The organism is Massilia cellulosiltytica (genome assembly GCF_047325105.1).
Lineage (GTDB): Bacteria > Pseudomonadota > Gammaproteobacteria > Burkholderiales > Burkholderiaceae_D > Telluria > Telluria orientalis.
This window is the reverse complement of the sequence record NZ_CP168562.1, coordinates 2,650,980-2,665,176: the sequence shown is the minus strand read 5'-3', so window position 1 is coordinate 2,665,176 and position 14,197 is coordinate 2,650,980. Positions and strand designations below refer to the sequence as shown.

General features: G+C 68.5%; 12 protein-coding genes and 1 pseudogene. 3 read left to right on the top strand and 10 right to left on the bottom strand.

Translation table 11 applies throughout. From position 1 onward, the window contains the following. Window positions 1–39 precede the first annotated feature (39 nt). The gene (gene gudD / locus ACEN9H_RS11765; protein ID WP_413674883.1) at window positions 40–1,380 is read left to right on the top strand and encodes a glucarate dehydratase; all 1,341 of its coding nucleotides are present in this window, start codon (window positions 40–42) and stop codon (window positions 1,378–1,380) included. 19 nt (window positions 1,381–1,399) lie between these two features. Here gudD and ACEN9H_RS11760 read toward each other — a convergent pair whose 3' ends face one another. Then, a complete protein-coding gene (locus ACEN9H_RS11760; protein ID WP_413674882.1) occupies window positions 1,400–2,683 on the bottom strand; it encodes a glycoside hydrolase family 28 protein in 1,284 nt (427 codons plus the stop codon). 89 nt (window positions 2,684–2,772) lie between these two features. Beyond that, window positions 2,773–2,994 (bottom strand): hypothetical protein, encoded by a 222-nt coding sequence (locus ACEN9H_RS11755; protein ID WP_413674881.1) that lies wholly within the window; start codon window positions 2,992–2,994, stop codon window positions 2,773–2,775. Between the two features lie 369 nt (window positions 2,995–3,363). Here ACEN9H_RS11755 and ACEN9H_RS11750 point away from each other — a divergent pair, with 369 nt between their 5' ends. Both ACEN9H_RS11750 and ACEN9H_RS11745 read left to right on the top strand, forming a co-directional pair. Beyond that, a complete protein-coding gene (locus ACEN9H_RS11750) occupies window positions 3,364–3,789 on the top strand; it encodes a hypothetical protein (RefSeq protein WP_413674880.1) in 426 nt (141 codons plus the stop codon). A gap of 211 nt (window positions 3,790–4,000) precedes the next feature. Then, complete coding sequence (locus ACEN9H_RS11745) at window positions 4,001–5,173, top strand: PEP-CTERM sorting domain-containing protein (RefSeq protein ID WP_413674879.1); 1,173 nt, start codon at window positions 4,001–4,003, stop codon at window positions 5,171–5,173. 240 nt (window positions 5,174–5,413) lie between these two features. Here ACEN9H_RS11745 and ACEN9H_RS11740 read toward each other — a convergent pair. The 8 genes and pseudogenes from ACEN9H_RS11740 to ACEN9H_RS11705 all read right to left on the bottom strand — a co-directional run. Beyond that, window positions 5,414–6,787: pseudogene (locus ACEN9H_RS11740) on the bottom strand (methyl-accepting chemotaxis protein); the annotation flags it as partial. Window positions 6,788–6,933: 146 nt separating this feature from the next. After that, window positions 6,934–8,205, bottom strand: a complete 1,272-nt coding sequence (locus tag ACEN9H_RS11735; RefSeq protein ID WP_082577344.1) for a YncE family protein — start codon at window positions 8,203–8,205, stop codon at window positions 6,934–6,936. Window positions 8,206–8,214: 9 nt separating this feature from the next. Next, window positions 8,215–9,066: a creatininase family protein gene (locus tag ACEN9H_RS11730; RefSeq protein WP_413674878.1), complete on the bottom strand. Its 852-nt coding sequence runs from the start codon at window positions 9,064–9,066 to the stop codon at window positions 8,215–8,217. A 102-nt stretch (window positions 9,067–9,168) separates the two neighbouring features. Continuing rightward, entirely contained in the window at window positions 9,169–9,390 is a 222-nt protein-coding gene (locus ACEN9H_RS11725) for a hypothetical protein (protein ID WP_413674877.1), read from the bottom strand. A gap of 95 nt (window positions 9,391–9,485) precedes the next feature. Further along, entirely contained in the window at window positions 9,486–10,553 is a 1,068-nt protein-coding gene (locus tag ACEN9H_RS11720) for an AAA family ATPase (RefSeq protein ID WP_413674876.1), read from the bottom strand. Further along, window positions 10,546–11,862, bottom strand: a complete 1,317-nt coding sequence (locus ACEN9H_RS11715) for a capsule biosynthesis protein CapK (RefSeq protein ID WP_413674875.1) — start codon at window positions 11,860–11,862, stop codon at window positions 10,546–10,548. Before ACEN9H_RS11715 ends, ACEN9H_RS11720 begins: the two co-directional genes overlap by 8 nt. Then, a complete protein-coding gene (locus ACEN9H_RS11710; RefSeq protein WP_413674874.1) occupies window positions 11,859–12,440 on the bottom strand; it encodes a hypothetical protein in 582 nt (193 codons plus the stop codon). Before ACEN9H_RS11710 ends, ACEN9H_RS11715 begins: the two co-directional genes overlap by 4 nt. Then, window positions 12,437–14,194: a VWA domain-containing protein gene (locus tag ACEN9H_RS11705; protein ID WP_413674873.1), complete on the bottom strand. Its 1,758-nt coding sequence runs from the start codon at window positions 14,192–14,194 to the stop codon at window positions 12,437–12,439. Before ACEN9H_RS11705 ends, ACEN9H_RS11710 begins: the two co-directional genes overlap by 4 nt. Window positions 14,195–14,197: the final 3 nt, after the last annotated feature.

The following is a 14,197-nucleotide window of genomic DNA, read 5'->3' as shown; positions in this document are numbered from 1 at the left end:
TCATGGGGCACGATTTGTCCCCCAACCGATACAGCCAACATGACCACCATCGTTACCAGCGCCCCTGTCGTCACCGAACTGCGCGTCGTCCCCGTCGCCGGCCAGGACAGCATGCTGCTGAACCTCTCCGGCGCCCACGGCCCCTGGTTCACCCGCAACATCGTCATCCTCAAGGACAGTGCGGGCAACACGGGCCTCGGCGAGGTGCCGGGCGGCGAAAAGATCCGCCAGACCATCGAAGACGCGCGCCCCCTCGTCGTCGGCAAGACGCTGGGGGAGTACAACAACGTCCTGAACGCGATGCGCACCGCGTTCGCCGACCGCGACGCGGGCGGCCGCGGCCAGCAGACGTTCGACCTGCGCACGACGATCCACGCCGTCACGGCGGTGGAATCCGCGCTGCTCGACCTGCTGGGCCAGTTCATGGGTGTGCCGGTCGCGGCACTGCTGGGCGAAGGCATGCAGCGCAATGCCGTCGAGATGCTGGGCTACCTGTTCTACGTGGGCGACCGCGGGAAGACGGACCTCGCCTACCGCGCCGAGCCGGACGCCGGCAACGACTGGTTCCGCCTGCGCAACGAAGAAGCGCTGACGCCGGACGCCGTCGTGCGCCTGTGCGAGGCCGCGCGCGAGCGCTACGGCTTCAACGATTTCAAGCTGAAGGGCGGCGTACTGCCGGCCGACGACGAGATGGATGCCGTCATCGCGATGCACGAGCGCTTCCCGGACGCGCGCATCACGCTCGATCCGAACGGCGCCTGGTCGCTGGCCGAGGCGATCCGCGTGTGCCACGACAAGCACGGCATCCTCGCGTATGCGGAAGACCCGTGCGGCGCCGAGAACGGCTTCTCGGGCCGCGAAGTGATGGCCGAATTCCGCCGCGCCACCGGCCTGCCGACCGCGACCAACATGATCGCGACGGACTGGCGCCAGATGGCCCACTCGATCCAGCTGCAATCCGTCGACATCCCGCTCGCCGACCCGCACTTCTGGACGATGCAGGGCGCCGTGCGCGTGGCGCAGCTGTGCCAGATGTTCGGCCTGACGTGGGGTTCGCACTCGAACAACCACTTCGACATCTCGCTCGCCATGTTCACGCACGTGGGCGCGGCGGCGCCGGGCAAGGTCACGGCGATCGACACGCACTGGATCTGGCAGGACGGCCAGCGCCTGACGAAGGAACCGCTGAAGATCGAGGGCGGCCTCGTGCACGTCCCGGCGAAACCGGGCCTGGGCATCGAACTGGACGAAACGGAACTGGAAAAAGCGCACCAGGCGTATAAAAACATGGGCCTGGGTGCGCGCGACGACGCCGTTGCGATGCAGTTCCTGATCCCGGGCTGGAAGTTCGACAACAAGCGCCCCTGCCTGGTACGTTGACACCGGACGCCGGCAGGCCCTACACGACCCAGGGCTTGCCGTTGACCACGACGTTCTCCACCACCGGCTTGCCTGCGTCTTTTACCTGCAGCCGCTCGTCGGTTAGTTGCACATCGATATTGCGCAGCACGATCCCGTCGATGTCGGTCTGGCCCGGGTTCGGTGCGACGATGCCGAAGGCGCCGAACCGGCCGCGCAGGCCGTCCAGCACGAGGCCGCGCACGTACGAATGCGGCGGCGCCTCGCCCTGCAGGTCGAAGTACTGGCTCCACGGGCGGATCGCCACGATCTCGCCCTTGCCGGAGTCCAGCACGAGGTCGCTGAACGTGATGTCTTCGTAGCGCTGCGGCGTGTCCGGCCGCAGTTTCAGGTGCGCGATGGCGCCCACGTCCTGCACGCGGCAACGTTCGACGACGACGTCGCGCACGACGGTCGCCTCGCTCCCGCACGTGAACAGCGCGTGGCCGCGGCGGAACGTGCAGTTGCGCACGCGGATGCGTTCCGTCGGCGGGCTGTCCTTGTCCGCGAGCGCATGCGGTCCCTTCGTGCCCTTCGCGGCGATGCAGTCGTCCGTCACGGAAAAGCGGCAGCCGTCGACGAGCACGTCCTGGCAGCTGTCGATGTCGATGCCATCCGTGCTGGGCGCCTGCTTGTAATCGTCCGGCACCTCGAAGCTGGCATGCTTCACGACCACGTCGCGGCAGCGGTACAGGTGCAGGTTCCAGAACTGCGAATCCTTGAACGTGATGCCGGCGATCGTCACGCCGCGCGAGCCTTCGATGACGGCCAGCCGGGCGCGCGGCACGTCCAGGTTGCGGAAGTTGCCCTTCTCCTTAGACGCATTGCGCAGTTTCCAGAACTGGTCCCAGATCGGGCGGCCGGCGCCGTCGAGCGTGCCCTCACCCGTGATCGTCAGGCCGTCGCAGCCGGACGCGTTGACCAGGCCCGGATTGAAGCGTTCCTCGAAGTGACCCTCGATGCGCGTGCGCTGGACCGGGAAATGCCGCATGTCCGTCGAGCAGCGCAGCACGGCGCCCTTGTCGAGGTGCAGGTGGACGCGCGGCTTGAGAAACAGCGCGCCGCTGACGAATACGCCCACGGGCACGACGACCGTGCCGCCACCCTGCCCGGCCAGGCGATCGATGGCGGACTGGATGGCGCGCGTATTGAGCGTGGCGCCGTCGGCGACGGCACCGGTGTCGAGAATGGACAGATGACGGCCGTCCGGCGCGGCATGGCACCAGAACGGCACGGACAACAACGAGAGGGTCAAACGGCGACGGGCGGAAGAAGGCAATGGCATGGTGGTCCGGATCGTGGTCAGATCCGGTTCATGCTAAAGCAGCCGCGCCGTTTGCGCGGCTCAATTCGCTGATCGATTCGCTGATCGATTCACCCGAACAGCGACCTGAACGCCCACACGATCGTTTTCGCGACGAATTGCGCGAACGGCAGGGCCAGCATGACCAGCAGGATGATCTGCGCGACGCGCAGCACAGGCTCGAACGCGTGCCAGTCGCGGTGCATCATGTGCGGCATATGGAAATGCGGGCGGTGGATGTGCGACAGGTGCAGGTGAGCTTTTACGCGGCCGGGTTGCATTCCGAATTTCATCGTTGTCTCCGCTATATGTATATGCAACTTAAGCATATGCTTGTGCGGCGCGCTCTGCCGATGATTTTTTCGATCGCGCGGCGGTACGACATTGACAGAATCAATTTGCCGTTCCGCCGGTCTGGACTATGTTTAAAGGCTGTGCCTAGTATCGAGCGCATGTCGCCACAGCCGCGACCAGGGATGGACGATCGGCGACGTCACCCGCGAGCTGCCGGAAAGGTCCAGTGCGCCGCTCCTCCTCGCGCACTGAGACGGTGCGGCACCGATTTACCGGAGAGGGAATCCCTAGCTTTTGAGGCAGATCAAACAAAAAACCCCGCGTCGCCCGGACACTGCTCGTCATCATCGACGAGAGTGAGGTAGATCATGCATTTCCATCATCCCGACGCCGATCCGCTCGCGGCTTGCGCGGCCCTGCGCACGAGCCGGGCGCGGCTGTGCGCGCGTGTCGCCGCCCTGCAGGCGCAGCCGGACGACGCCTTCGTCCAGGATTTCCCCGCCGTCGTGGCAGCTGTCGAAGCCGATTTCCGCCGCGAGGAAGCGCTGCTGGAACGGCTCGGCGACGCCGCGCTGCACCCGCGCCGGGCCGACTACGCCGTCGTGCTGTGCGCCCTGCACCGCACACTGCCCCAGATCGAGGGCGGCGATGTCGGCTTGGGCCGCCAGGTCGCCGATGCGCTGGAGGCCGTGCTGTCGCTACCGTGGGATGCCGGCACGGAGGTGGCCGCCGCCACGCGCCAGGCACCGCCGCCGGGTACGCGGCCGCAACGCGTGCCGGCCCATCTGCATTAGACAACAATCAATGTCACGATGTTTCCACAGGAAATTTTTATTTCTGTCGAGAATCTTTACATAGCACCTAGACATTGATTTTTGTTCAAAATCCATTTCCTTGCAGAACAGATAGTTATAGTTTTTGGCACGTTCCTTGCGTTATGTCGATGAGCAAAACAAAAAATGTCACAAGACAACCTCATCGTTTGATCAACCCAAAGGAAACAACATGCTGAAGACTACCCTGAATGCTGCCGTGCTCGCCGCCATGAGCGCCCTGGTCCCGACTCTCGCCCACGCGACGCTTCTGGACCCGACCACGACGACCAAGTTCAACGTGAGCAATACTGTGACGGACACGCTCGGCGGCGGAAAGACAAGTTCCGACGGCGCAAGCAGCGGCAAGGCGAATACGAACATGGATACCCTCAAGACCGCCGCAGTCGCGCAGTTCGACAAGAGCAAGGGCGTGCTGACGGGCGCCACCGTCAACCTGGTGTCGAAGTACAAGCAGACGACGACCGTCACCGTCGGCACCGGCGGCACCGGCGGGAACAACGACGGCACGTTCACGGCCAAGGGCACGGCCAGCAGCTCGATCAGCCTCGGCATTCCGACCGGCGTCACGGGCGCGAGCGCATCGCAAAGCGACATCAAGGACACCTGCACCTTCACCGGCAAGATCAAGACGGGCTGCAGCGATGGCGTCAGCGAAAAGCAGGTCGACAACAACACGACGGTGAACAGCACGGCGCTGAACGCCTACGTCGGCAGCGGCAGCTTCCTCGCCGACCTGCTGGCGGTCTCGAACACGGCGGAAACGACGTCGAACCAGTTCCTCACCGACGCCACCACGACGTCGACGATCAACTGGACAGGCGAGCTGAGCGCAACCTACAGCTACCTGCTGCACGCGGCACAGTCGTTCGACGGCAAGTCGGCGGTCACCGAGCTGACGCTCGATTTCGGCAACGTCTACCTGAACGACACGGTGAAGGCCAAGGACTTTTCGATCGCCAACCTGGCCGACAACGACCGCGTGGGCCTGAAGCTGACCAACGTCGCGGAGACCGACGCGAACAACGTGTTCGGCACGAGCCTGGCGCTGTTCGACAACCTGGTGCAGGGCGGCTCCAACGGCTATACGGCATCGTTCCTCGCGACCGTCCTGGGCAAGAACACGGCAACCTACCAGCTGACCCTGGCCGACGCGACGCCGGACGGCACCTATGCGTCCGACACCCTGGGCAAGGGCTATAACCTGACGCTGAACCTCATGGCGAACGTGGTCGAGCGCAAGGCCGACGCCGCCGGCGGCAACGTGCCGGAACCGGCGTCGCTGATGCTGCTGGGCCTGGGCGCTGCCGGCCTCGCGGCGGCACGCAAGCGCCGCCAGTCCTGATCCGCGGCAGCGCCCGGGCGGGGAGCGCCCCGCGAGCTGCGCCGCCGCCGGGCGCGCGGCGGCGCCGGCCTGGACGTTCAGGCGGAACGCGCCGACCGCCAGCGCCAGGCTGTCGGCTTCCTCGCGCAACTGCTGCGCGGCCGCCGACGCCTGCTCCACGAGGGCCGCGTTCTGCTGCGTGGCCTGGTCCATCTGGACGATGGCGCGATTCACCTCCTCGATGCCGGACGACTGCTCTTCGCTGGCCGCCATGATCTCCGACATGATGTCCGTCACGCGGTTGATGCTGCCGACGATCTCGCCCATGGTGGCGCCGGCCTGATCGACCAGTGCCGAGCCATGGTGCACCTTCTGCACCGAGTCGTCGATGAGCGACTTGATTTCCTTCGCGGCGGCGGCGCTGCGCTGCGCCAGATTCCTCACTTCCGATGCCACGACGGCAAAGCCGCGGCCCTGCTCGCCCGCCCTGGCCGCCTCGACGGCCGCGTTGAGCGCGAGGATATTCGTCTGGAACGCGATACCGTCGATGACGCCGATGATGTCCGCGATGCGGGTCGCCGACGTGTTGATCGCGCCCATCGTCGCCACGACCTGCGTCACCACCGTGCCGCCCTTGGCCGCCACTTCCGACGCCGACTGCGCCAGCGTGTTCGCCTGGCGCGCGTTGTCCGCGTTCTGGCGCACGGTGGAGGTCAGCTGTTCCATCGACGTGGCCGTGCGTTCCAGCGACGCGGCCTGTTGCTCCGTGCGCTCCGACAGGTCCAGGTTGCCGCTCGCGATCTGGCCCGAGGCCGAGGCGATCGTATCGGTCGACGTGCGCACGCGGCCCACGATGCGCGCGAGGCCCGTGTTCATTTCGCTCAGCGCGCGCATCAGTTGACCCGTCTCGTCGCGCCCGCGGACAGGGATATCCTGCGTCAGGTCGCCGTCCGCGACGGCGCCGGCGATGCGCACGGCCTTGTCCAGCGGCCGCACGATGCTCTTGATCAGCATGGCGCCCACGAAGCCGGCCAGGATCAGGCCCAGCACCATGCCGGACAGGCAGACGAAGCGCACGATCTCGTACATCGTTCGGGAGCGCTGGTTGGCAGCGGCCGCCTCGTCCAGCTGGATCTGGATCAGCGCGTCGATCGACGCCTTCACGGGGCGGAACAGCTCGACCATCGGACCGTGCACGAGCGCCGTGCCGCGCGCCGTGTCGCCGGCGCGCACGGCGGCGACGATCGGTTGCTGCGCCTCGTCGACGAACTTCGTCTTGAGCTGCATGAAGCGCTGGGCTTCCTGCTGTTCATGGCCGGTCATCGCCGTGGCCATGTACGCCTTCCACTGCGTGTCGATGACTGCATTATTGCGCGCGATGTCGTCGACGAGGCCGGCGACCTTGCCCGGCTCGGCCGTCAGCGCGCGTGACAGGTTGACCTGGTTCTCGTCCATGGCGCGGACGATCTTGTCGAGCTCGCCCACACAGACGAGCCCGTCCGAATACATGGATTGCATCTGGCCGTTGGCGTGGCCGAGGCTGACCAGGCCGACCGTGGCACCCACGATCAATTCCAGGCCGAGGAGCGCGATCACGAAGATCAGGCGCGTTTTAATAGTGATATTTTTTAGCATGATGGGCAGGACGTTGGTTGATCCGATTAATTATAGAAACCATTAGTGCCTAGTGGAAATGAACTAGGCACCAATTAATCAGATTTCGTCCCGCCGTCGCCAATCTGCAACGTAGCGTTGCCAGACTGGTGCGGCCTGCGCGCGGATCAGCGCAGGTTGCCCGTGTGGCCCAGCGAGTAGCGGCCAGGTTGCGGCCAGACCGTCAGGCCATGCGGTTCGCCGCCGACCTTCACCTTCTGCATGGCGCCCGTCTTCGTGTCGATGCGGTAGACGACGTCGTCGAAGCGGCCGGACAGCCACAGCCACTTGCCGTCCGCGCTGACGTTGCCCATGTCCGGGCTGCCGCCGCCCGGCACCGGCCAGTTGGCGACGATCTTGCCGGTGGCGAAGTCCAGCACGGCCACGCTGCCCTTGCCCTTCGGCTTGCCGTGGATGCGGTGCGTGCCGCGGCTCGCGATGTACAGGAACTTGCCGTCGCGGCTCGGGTACAGGCCGTGCGTGCCGATGCCGACCGGGATGAAGCCGATCTGCGTCAGGTTGTCGCCGTCGACGACGTGCACGCCGTCCGCGTCCATGTCGGCGATGTAGAAGCGCTTGCCGTCCGGCGACATGCGCACGTCCTGCGGCATGCCCTTCTTCGACGTGCAGATCTCGCTGGCGCCCGGCGCCGTCGGGTCGACGCCTTCGCGGAAGCGCGTGGACGGCATCGTCAGTTTCAGGTAGCCGAGCACCTTGCGCTCCACGAGGTCGATCTTCGCGAGGCTGCCGTCGAATTCGCACGTGAACAGCGCATAGCGGCCGTCGATCGAGAACTCGGCATGGTTGATGCCGCCGCATTTGGGCACCTCGATCGCGTACTGCATCGCCATCGTGTGCGGATCGCGGAAGTCGAGGCGGTGGCGCGCTTCCGCCACGACGATCGCCGACTTGCCGTCCGGCGTGAAATACATATTGTACGGATCGTCGACCGGGACGTTCGCGCCGGGCTTGCCGGTGCGCGGATCGATGGGCGTCAGGCTGCCGTCGCCCGTGCGCTCGGCATTGTTCGCGACCCACAGGGTGCGCAGGTCCCAGGACGGGATCACGTGCTGCGGGCTGCGGCCCACCTTGAAGCGGTCGACGACCTTCAGCGTCGCCGGATCGATGACGGACACGTCGTTCGAGCGCAGGTTCGGCACGTACACGCGTTCCAGGTCGCCCTTGACGACGGGACTCAGCTGCGTGATCTCGCTGTAGACGTTGTGCGGATCGACGACGCGCGGCATGCCGGGCACGGAGACCACGGCTGGGGATTTGGTGACGGGCGCAGGCGCGGTCGCGGACGCGGTCGCGGTCGCATCGACGAAGCGCGACGCGACGACGCCGCCGGCCACGACGGCCAGGGCCAGGACGGCACCGATGGTGGTTTTGGAGGACACGATGACTCTTTACTTTCGATGGGAGGAATTCGGAGACGGTGCGCGGGCGGCACGGATCGCGGCCACGGACGCATCGACGATGCGCTCGACGCCGACGCGGCCCAGGTCCGCGGTGGCACGGGTCGGATCGCCATGCACGCCCGCGCGCACGCCGCCGCGCGCGCCGGCCGCGAGCTGTGCCGGACGCACGAGCGCCGGGTCGACGGCCAGCGACAGCGCCGTGTCGGCGAGGCCCGCGTGCGTGCCGATCTCGGCGTCCGTGAAGCCGCGCTGTTTCAGGTCGGCGTTGAACGTGGTCGTGGCGGCATCGTAATAGGCGCCCAGCGCATGAGCGCGGCAGCCGCCGGCACCGCCGTTGCTTCGATTTACCCGCGCGGCGGCCCTGGCTTCATTCGTTTGGTAGCCGCCGTGGTCGCCCAAAAAGAACACGTCGCGGATGCCGTGCTGGCACAGGCTTTTCGCGGTGGACTCCAGCAGCGCCTCGAACGCGGCGTCCGGGATCGAGATCGTGCCGGCGAAGCGCATGTGCGCGGCCGGCGGCGCGATCGCCCCTTCCGGCACGTAGGCGACGACGGGCGCGACGACGGCATCGCCGAGTTTGGCGGCGATGCGTCCCGCCAGCAAGCGGGCGCGGACGTTGTGCTTGCCGAGGACGATGTGCGGGCCGCTCTGCTCGGTGCCGCCGATGGGCACGAGGGCCGTCGTGGCGCCGGCCGCGATGCGGTCGCGCAATTCCGGCGACGTCATCTCTTCGAAGTAGACGCCGGGGGTGACAGACGAGGCGGCGGACCCTGCGAGAGGCAGGGCCAGGCCGGCGATCGCCAGCGCGCGGCGGACGACCGAAATGTGCAGGTGAAACATGTGATCCGTGTTCCTGATGCTTTACAACTATTGTAGAGCATCCTCACGCACGGGACGGAACGCGGACCCCGTATTTTTTATTACCGGAGCATTACCGTTGGTTTATCCGTCACGGCGGCTCGTGCCGCGGTCGGCCGTTGCGGCCGCATCGTCCGGCGTCTGCGCCTCGCCGCTCTGGCGGTTGCCCCGGTCGACGCCGGGAATCGGTTCCGTCGCGCTGCCGCGGCTGCTCTGCGGCGCGCCCGGCGGGTTCACGTTGCTTTCTGGCGACGCGGCCGGGAAGTTCGTATGGCGGCTGGGATCGCCGCGTTTCTGATCCGTCATGATGTGCTCCTTGGCGTAACGACAATACACGCCATATGGGACCGCACTGCATCTTGCCCAATCGGACGACACGCTGCTGCCATGTAGGCGCGGGCTCACGACGCCGCGAGCGTGGCCCGCACCGTTGCGACCCGCCGCGCGACGGGCCCGTCGAGCAGCACGTACGGAATCCCCCGCGCCTCCAGCACCCGCGCATACCAGCGGAACTGGCGCGCGCGGAACGCCGCGTCGCGTCGCGTGCCGTCCTGCACGAACGGAACATCCGGCGCGCACAGGAACGTGTGCGCATACGGCAGTTCCGCCAGGCGCCGCACGGCCGGGTCGACCCTGCCGTAACCATCGAGGCTGTAGAACACGGTCGTCAGCGCGCTGCCGTCGCAGATCAGCCAGCGCGTGGCGTCGCGCAGCAGCGCTTCCTCGCGCGCCACCTGGCGCTCGGCGATGCGCCGCATGTCGGGGTAATCCAGCCGGCCGTCCCGCTCTTCCCACAGTTCGCGCCCGACCTCGGGCACCCACACGGTGCCGAGCTCCCGCGCCAGCGCCCGGGCCAGCGTCGTCTTGCCGCTCGATTCGCCGCCCAGCAGGCACACGCGGCGCACGAACGTCGCATACACCTCCGGATGCAGGAAGGCGCGGTGCCGGTGCAGGTCCGCCCGGATGCGCGTGCCGGACACGGGGACCGTCACGCGCTCGCGGTCGACGCACACGTGGCGCACCTCGTGCGGCCGGCGCGACCGGGCGCCGAAATGCGCGGACAGCGCCGCGGCAAAGCCGTCGCCGTAATCCTCGCTCGTGAACACGGCATCCACGGTCGTCCCGCAGACTGCCGTGCACAGCCAGGCCGTGAAAGCGCGGTGCACGTCCGCATGGTCGTCGTTGTGCGGGAGGCGCCGGCGTTCGCGCCGGCCGTGGCGCCGCGACCACTCGGCCAGCCACGCGTCGTCCACGACGAGGCTTCGCACTTGCGGAAACACGGCCGCGAGCCACGCCGCGCGCGCCGCGGGACCGTGGCCCGCGAACTCGGGCTTCGTATAGCTGATGACGAGGACCTCGGCGCAGGCATCGATGGCGCTCTGGATCAGGTGCATGTGGCCCCGGTGCAGCGGGGCGAACTTGCCGACGACGAGGCCGCGTGCAAAACGCTTGTTGATCGGCTTATCCATCGTGCGCCCCCGCCAGGTCGGACGTGTACTGCAGCGTCTTGCCGTCCGCATCCAGCAGCTCGACGTCGACAGATGCGCCGAACAGCCGCGCCAGCGCGGCGCGCGCGGCATCGGCCCACGGCATCCCGCCGGGCGCCAGCCGCAGCACGATGGCGGCGTCGCTCCGCTGGTGCACGTTGAAGTGCGGGAGCGGAAGCGGCAGCAGCGCGTGCGTGACGTCGATGTTGTTGATCCACGCGCCGCGCGCGCGATAGCGGACCGGTCGCCGGCCGGATAGTCCGGTGAGCACGGGGCCGGCGGGACCGTGGGCGAGCGCGCCGAAGTCGCCGGTCCGGTAACGCAGCAGGGGCAGGCAGAAATTGAAGCCGCCCGTGACCGCGATCTCGCCCGTGTCGAGGATCTCGACGTAGAGCCGCGGCTGCAGCAGCACGTGGCCGCCGGCGGCCGGATCGAACACGCCGACCGGCCCCACTTCGTTCAGCGAATAGATGTCCAGCACCGGACAGCCGAAGCGTTCCTCGAGCCGCGCGCGCAGGCCGGGCAGCAGCAGCATCGACACCGAGATCAGCGCGCGCGGCCGTGTCTTCAGCGGCAAGGTGAGGTATTCGGCGAACGAGATCGGGTCGCCGGCGACGATTTCCGGCGCCAGCACATCGAGGTAGCGGGCGCGGTCGTCCGGATCGCGCCAGTCGTCGGGATGCAGGTTGATCTTGGCGAGGCCGGATTCGTCCATCGCGGGCGACACCGACACGTAGGTGAAGCACTGGCGCTGGCAGCCCAGCAGGACGACGCCCACCTGGCCCCGGCCGTACGCCGGCACGATGCCGACGCGGCGCAGCGCGCGTTTGTGGAAGGCGGCGTAGCGCGCGGCCACGACGGGGTGCGACGGGATCAGGAGCGGATGGCCCGTCGTGCCCGTCGTCCGGAAGTGCATCATGCGGTCGAGGGACACGTGGTCGGGCACGAATTGCGCCACGTCGGCGGCAAAATCGGCGCGCGACACGGGCGCGATATCGCCGAAGCGGCGCGGTGCCGAGCCGAGCGCGCGGTAATGCGGCACGGTGGCGAACGTCTCGGCCACGAACGGCATCACCCAGTCCGGCAACGTGCCGGGCTCCCAGCCGACGGTCGCCGCCGCCACCTCGGTCTCGTACGCGCGCTGCGCCGCCACCTCGTGCGCGAGCAGGCGGTTGCCGCTGCGGTTGCGGTACACGGGCGCGTGCGGGTGGTCGCGCATGAAGTCGAGCATGCGCCGGCCGTGCGCCGTCAGCGTCGGGAAGCGTTCCGCGTCGAGACCGTCGTCGCTCATTCCCGTGTCCATTTGTCGGCCGATTCCTCGGCGGCCTTGCGCACCAGCGCTTCGCGGATCTCGCGCGCGCGCCGCTCGGCGGCCCGGCTCGCGTCGAGCAGGCGGCGGCGCTCCGCGGCGCTGACGGCGGCGAGGCGGTCGGCCGCCTGTTCCGGCGTTTCGCCGTACGGGTGGCCGCCGAGCCGCGCGAGCACCGTGCGCGCCAGTTCCTCGCGCCGCTCGGCATCGTCCACGTAGCGGTGCGCCGGCACGGCCGCCAGTTCCTGCGCCACGCCGGCCAGCGCGGCCAGCAGCGCGGGCTGCCCCGGATCGAGCGCGCGCAGGCCGTCGTCGGCCAGCAGCCAGGCGATGACCAGCACGAGCGCGAGGCGGTTGCGGTCGGCGCGCACGCTGCCGCCTTCGAACGGCGCCAGCGCGGCGTGCGGCGCCCGGGCGCCGTGCAGGTGCAGCAGGTCGTTCACGACGGCGGCCACCGCGACGCGGCCGCTGCCGGCGATCCTCGGCTCGTCGGTGAACTCGGGCGGCGTCTCTGCAAGACGGCGCACGAGGCTCTCCAGGTCCGGACCTTCCACGCTCACCGCGATCCTCCCCGGCCCGCCGCGTCGGCCCAGCGGCGCCGGCTGAACGCGCCCGCGAATGCGACGAGCTGCGCCATGTCGGCGACGGCCTGCACGTCCCAGCGCTGTTCGTCGCGGGCGCGCACGAGCGTCTTCCACGGGTTCGCATACCTCGACTGCACCAGCGCCAGCGTCGGCCAATCTTCGGGAATGTTCAGGGCCATCGTGCCACCGGCGCGCGCGTGGCGCAGCGCCGTCGCCGCGACGTCCCAGCCGCTGTTGCCCCGCTCGTCGTCCGCGAACATCGTGTCGATCCCCGCGTCGGAAATCATCAGGATGTGGGTGGGCCGGCGGCGCGGGCCGGCCGCATACGTGTCGCGCAGGCGGTGGATCGGGAACGCGGTGGCGCCGCCGAAGCAGCCCGTGATCACGCGCAGCACGGCGTCCGCGTCGCGCACGAAGCCGTCCGTGACCGTCACCTGGCCCGTGCCGCTCCACAGCGTGGCCTGCACGGAGGCGCCCGCGCGCAGCGCCGACAGCGCGACGATGGCGCCGGCCAGCGCGAGGTACGACGTCGCGACCTGCGGATCTGGCATCGAGCCGGAGCTGTCGACGTACAGGTCCAGGTCGACGGGCATGGGCGTTTCCTCGGTGCCGGCGTCGGTCTCGATGCCGCGCTGCACCGTCGTCACGCCGGGGATCGGCCGTGGGCTCAGCATCAGGCTGTGCAGCCAGTCGATGCGGTCGAGCGGCTCGCCGATGTCCCACGGTTCGACGGCCGCGATGCGCGGTTCGCCCGCTGTCGGCGCGCGCCGGCGCGGGAACGGGATCAAGTAAGGCTGCGCGCGTTCGCGGTAATAGCGCATCGCGATCTCGTGGTCGGTGAGCGCGATGCCGGCGCCCTTCAGGATCGCACCGTATTCGAACGGCTCGCGGGCCTGGCCGGGCCCGTGTGCGGGCGGCGCGTCGGCCGGTTCGCCGTCCTCGCCGGTGACGCGCGGGTCGTGCGCCGGGTGCAGCGCCGCATCCGCTTCGCCGTCCTCGACCTCGTGCACGGCGCCGGGCGCGCAGCCGGCGGCCGCGGTCTCCGTGTCGTGCAGCGCGTGCAGCGCGGCCAGGCGGCCGGCGTCGTCCGCGATGTACGGCAGCACGAGCGCGGCGAAGCGGCCGGCGCCCGTCATCCGGTCCTCCGCGTAGGCGCGCACGAGGCGCGCGCCGAGCCACGCGTCCGCGTCGATCGCTTCCGTCACGCTTTCTCCCGCCAGCGTGCCGCGTCCGAGCTGCCACAGGTGTTCGTACAGGCGCATGTAGAACGTCCACATCGGGTTGCGCGGCGTGCTGGCACGGGCCAGCGCGCGATAGATGTCGGCCATGCGCAGGCCGCCCTGGCGCTGCAGCCTGTCGTTGATGCACAGGTCCGTGTACAGGTTCGCAACGAGCGGCGCCTGCTCTTCCAGGCTGGGCAGCCCATGCCGGATGCGCGCCAGCATGCGCAGGTGGTCCGTCGCATTGCCGGGTGCGAGCACGTGGTGGCCGATCTCGTGGGCGAGGATCTCGACGGCGTAATCGTCGAGCCCATAGTTGCGCACGGCTTCGAGGTCGATCACGACGCTCTGGTCGGCGAGGCGGATCATCGCGAAGCTGCCGTGCAGGCCCGCCTTCGCCGCCGCCAGCGTGCTGGCGCACAGCCGTGGGTCGTGCAGGTGCGTATAGCGGCTCCACACGGCCAGCGCCTGCGGCCACGCGGCGCGCCAGCGTGCCGTCGACTGCTGCATGTC

Excerpts from the sequence above, each read along its gene's own strand:
- ACEN9H_RS11705 (WP_413674873.1), bottom strand. The coding sequence starts at position 14,194 with ATGCAGCAGTCGACGGCACGCTGGCGCGCCGCGTGGCCGCAGGCGCTG.
- ACEN9H_RS11720 (WP_413674876.1), bottom strand. The coding sequence starts at position 10,553 with ATGGATAAGCCGATCAACAAGCGTTTTGCACGCGGCCTCGTCGTCGGC.
- ACEN9H_RS11730 (WP_413674878.1), bottom strand. The coding sequence starts at position 9,066 with ATGTTTCACCTGCACATTTCGGTCGTCCGCCGCGCGCTGGCGATCGCC.
- ACEN9H_RS11715 (WP_413674875.1), bottom strand. The coding sequence starts at position 11,862 with ATGAGCGACGACGGTCTCGACGCGGAACGCTTCCCGACGCTGACGGCG.
- ACEN9H_RS11745 (WP_413674879.1), top strand. The coding sequence starts at position 4,001 with ATGCTGAAGACTACCCTGAATGCTGCCGTGCTCGCCGCCATGAGCGCC.
- ACEN9H_RS11750 (WP_413674880.1), top strand. The coding sequence starts at position 3,364 with ATGCATTTCCATCATCCCGACGCCGATCCGCTCGCGGCTTGCGCGGCC.
- ACEN9H_RS11760 (WP_413674882.1), bottom strand. The coding sequence starts at position 2,683 with ATGCCATTGCCTTCTTCCGCCCGTCGCCGTTTGACCCTCTCGTTGTTG.
- ACEN9H_RS11755 (WP_413674881.1), bottom strand. The coding sequence starts at position 2,994 with ATGAAATTCGGAATGCAACCCGGCCGCGTAAAAGCTCACCTGCACCTG.
- gudD (WP_413674883.1), top strand. The coding sequence starts at position 40 with ATGACCACCATCGTTACCAGCGCCCCTGTCGTCACCGAACTGCGCGTC.
- ACEN9H_RS11725 (WP_413674877.1), bottom strand. The coding sequence starts at position 9,390 with ATGACGGATCAGAAACGCGGCGATCCCAGCCGCCATACGAACTTCCCG.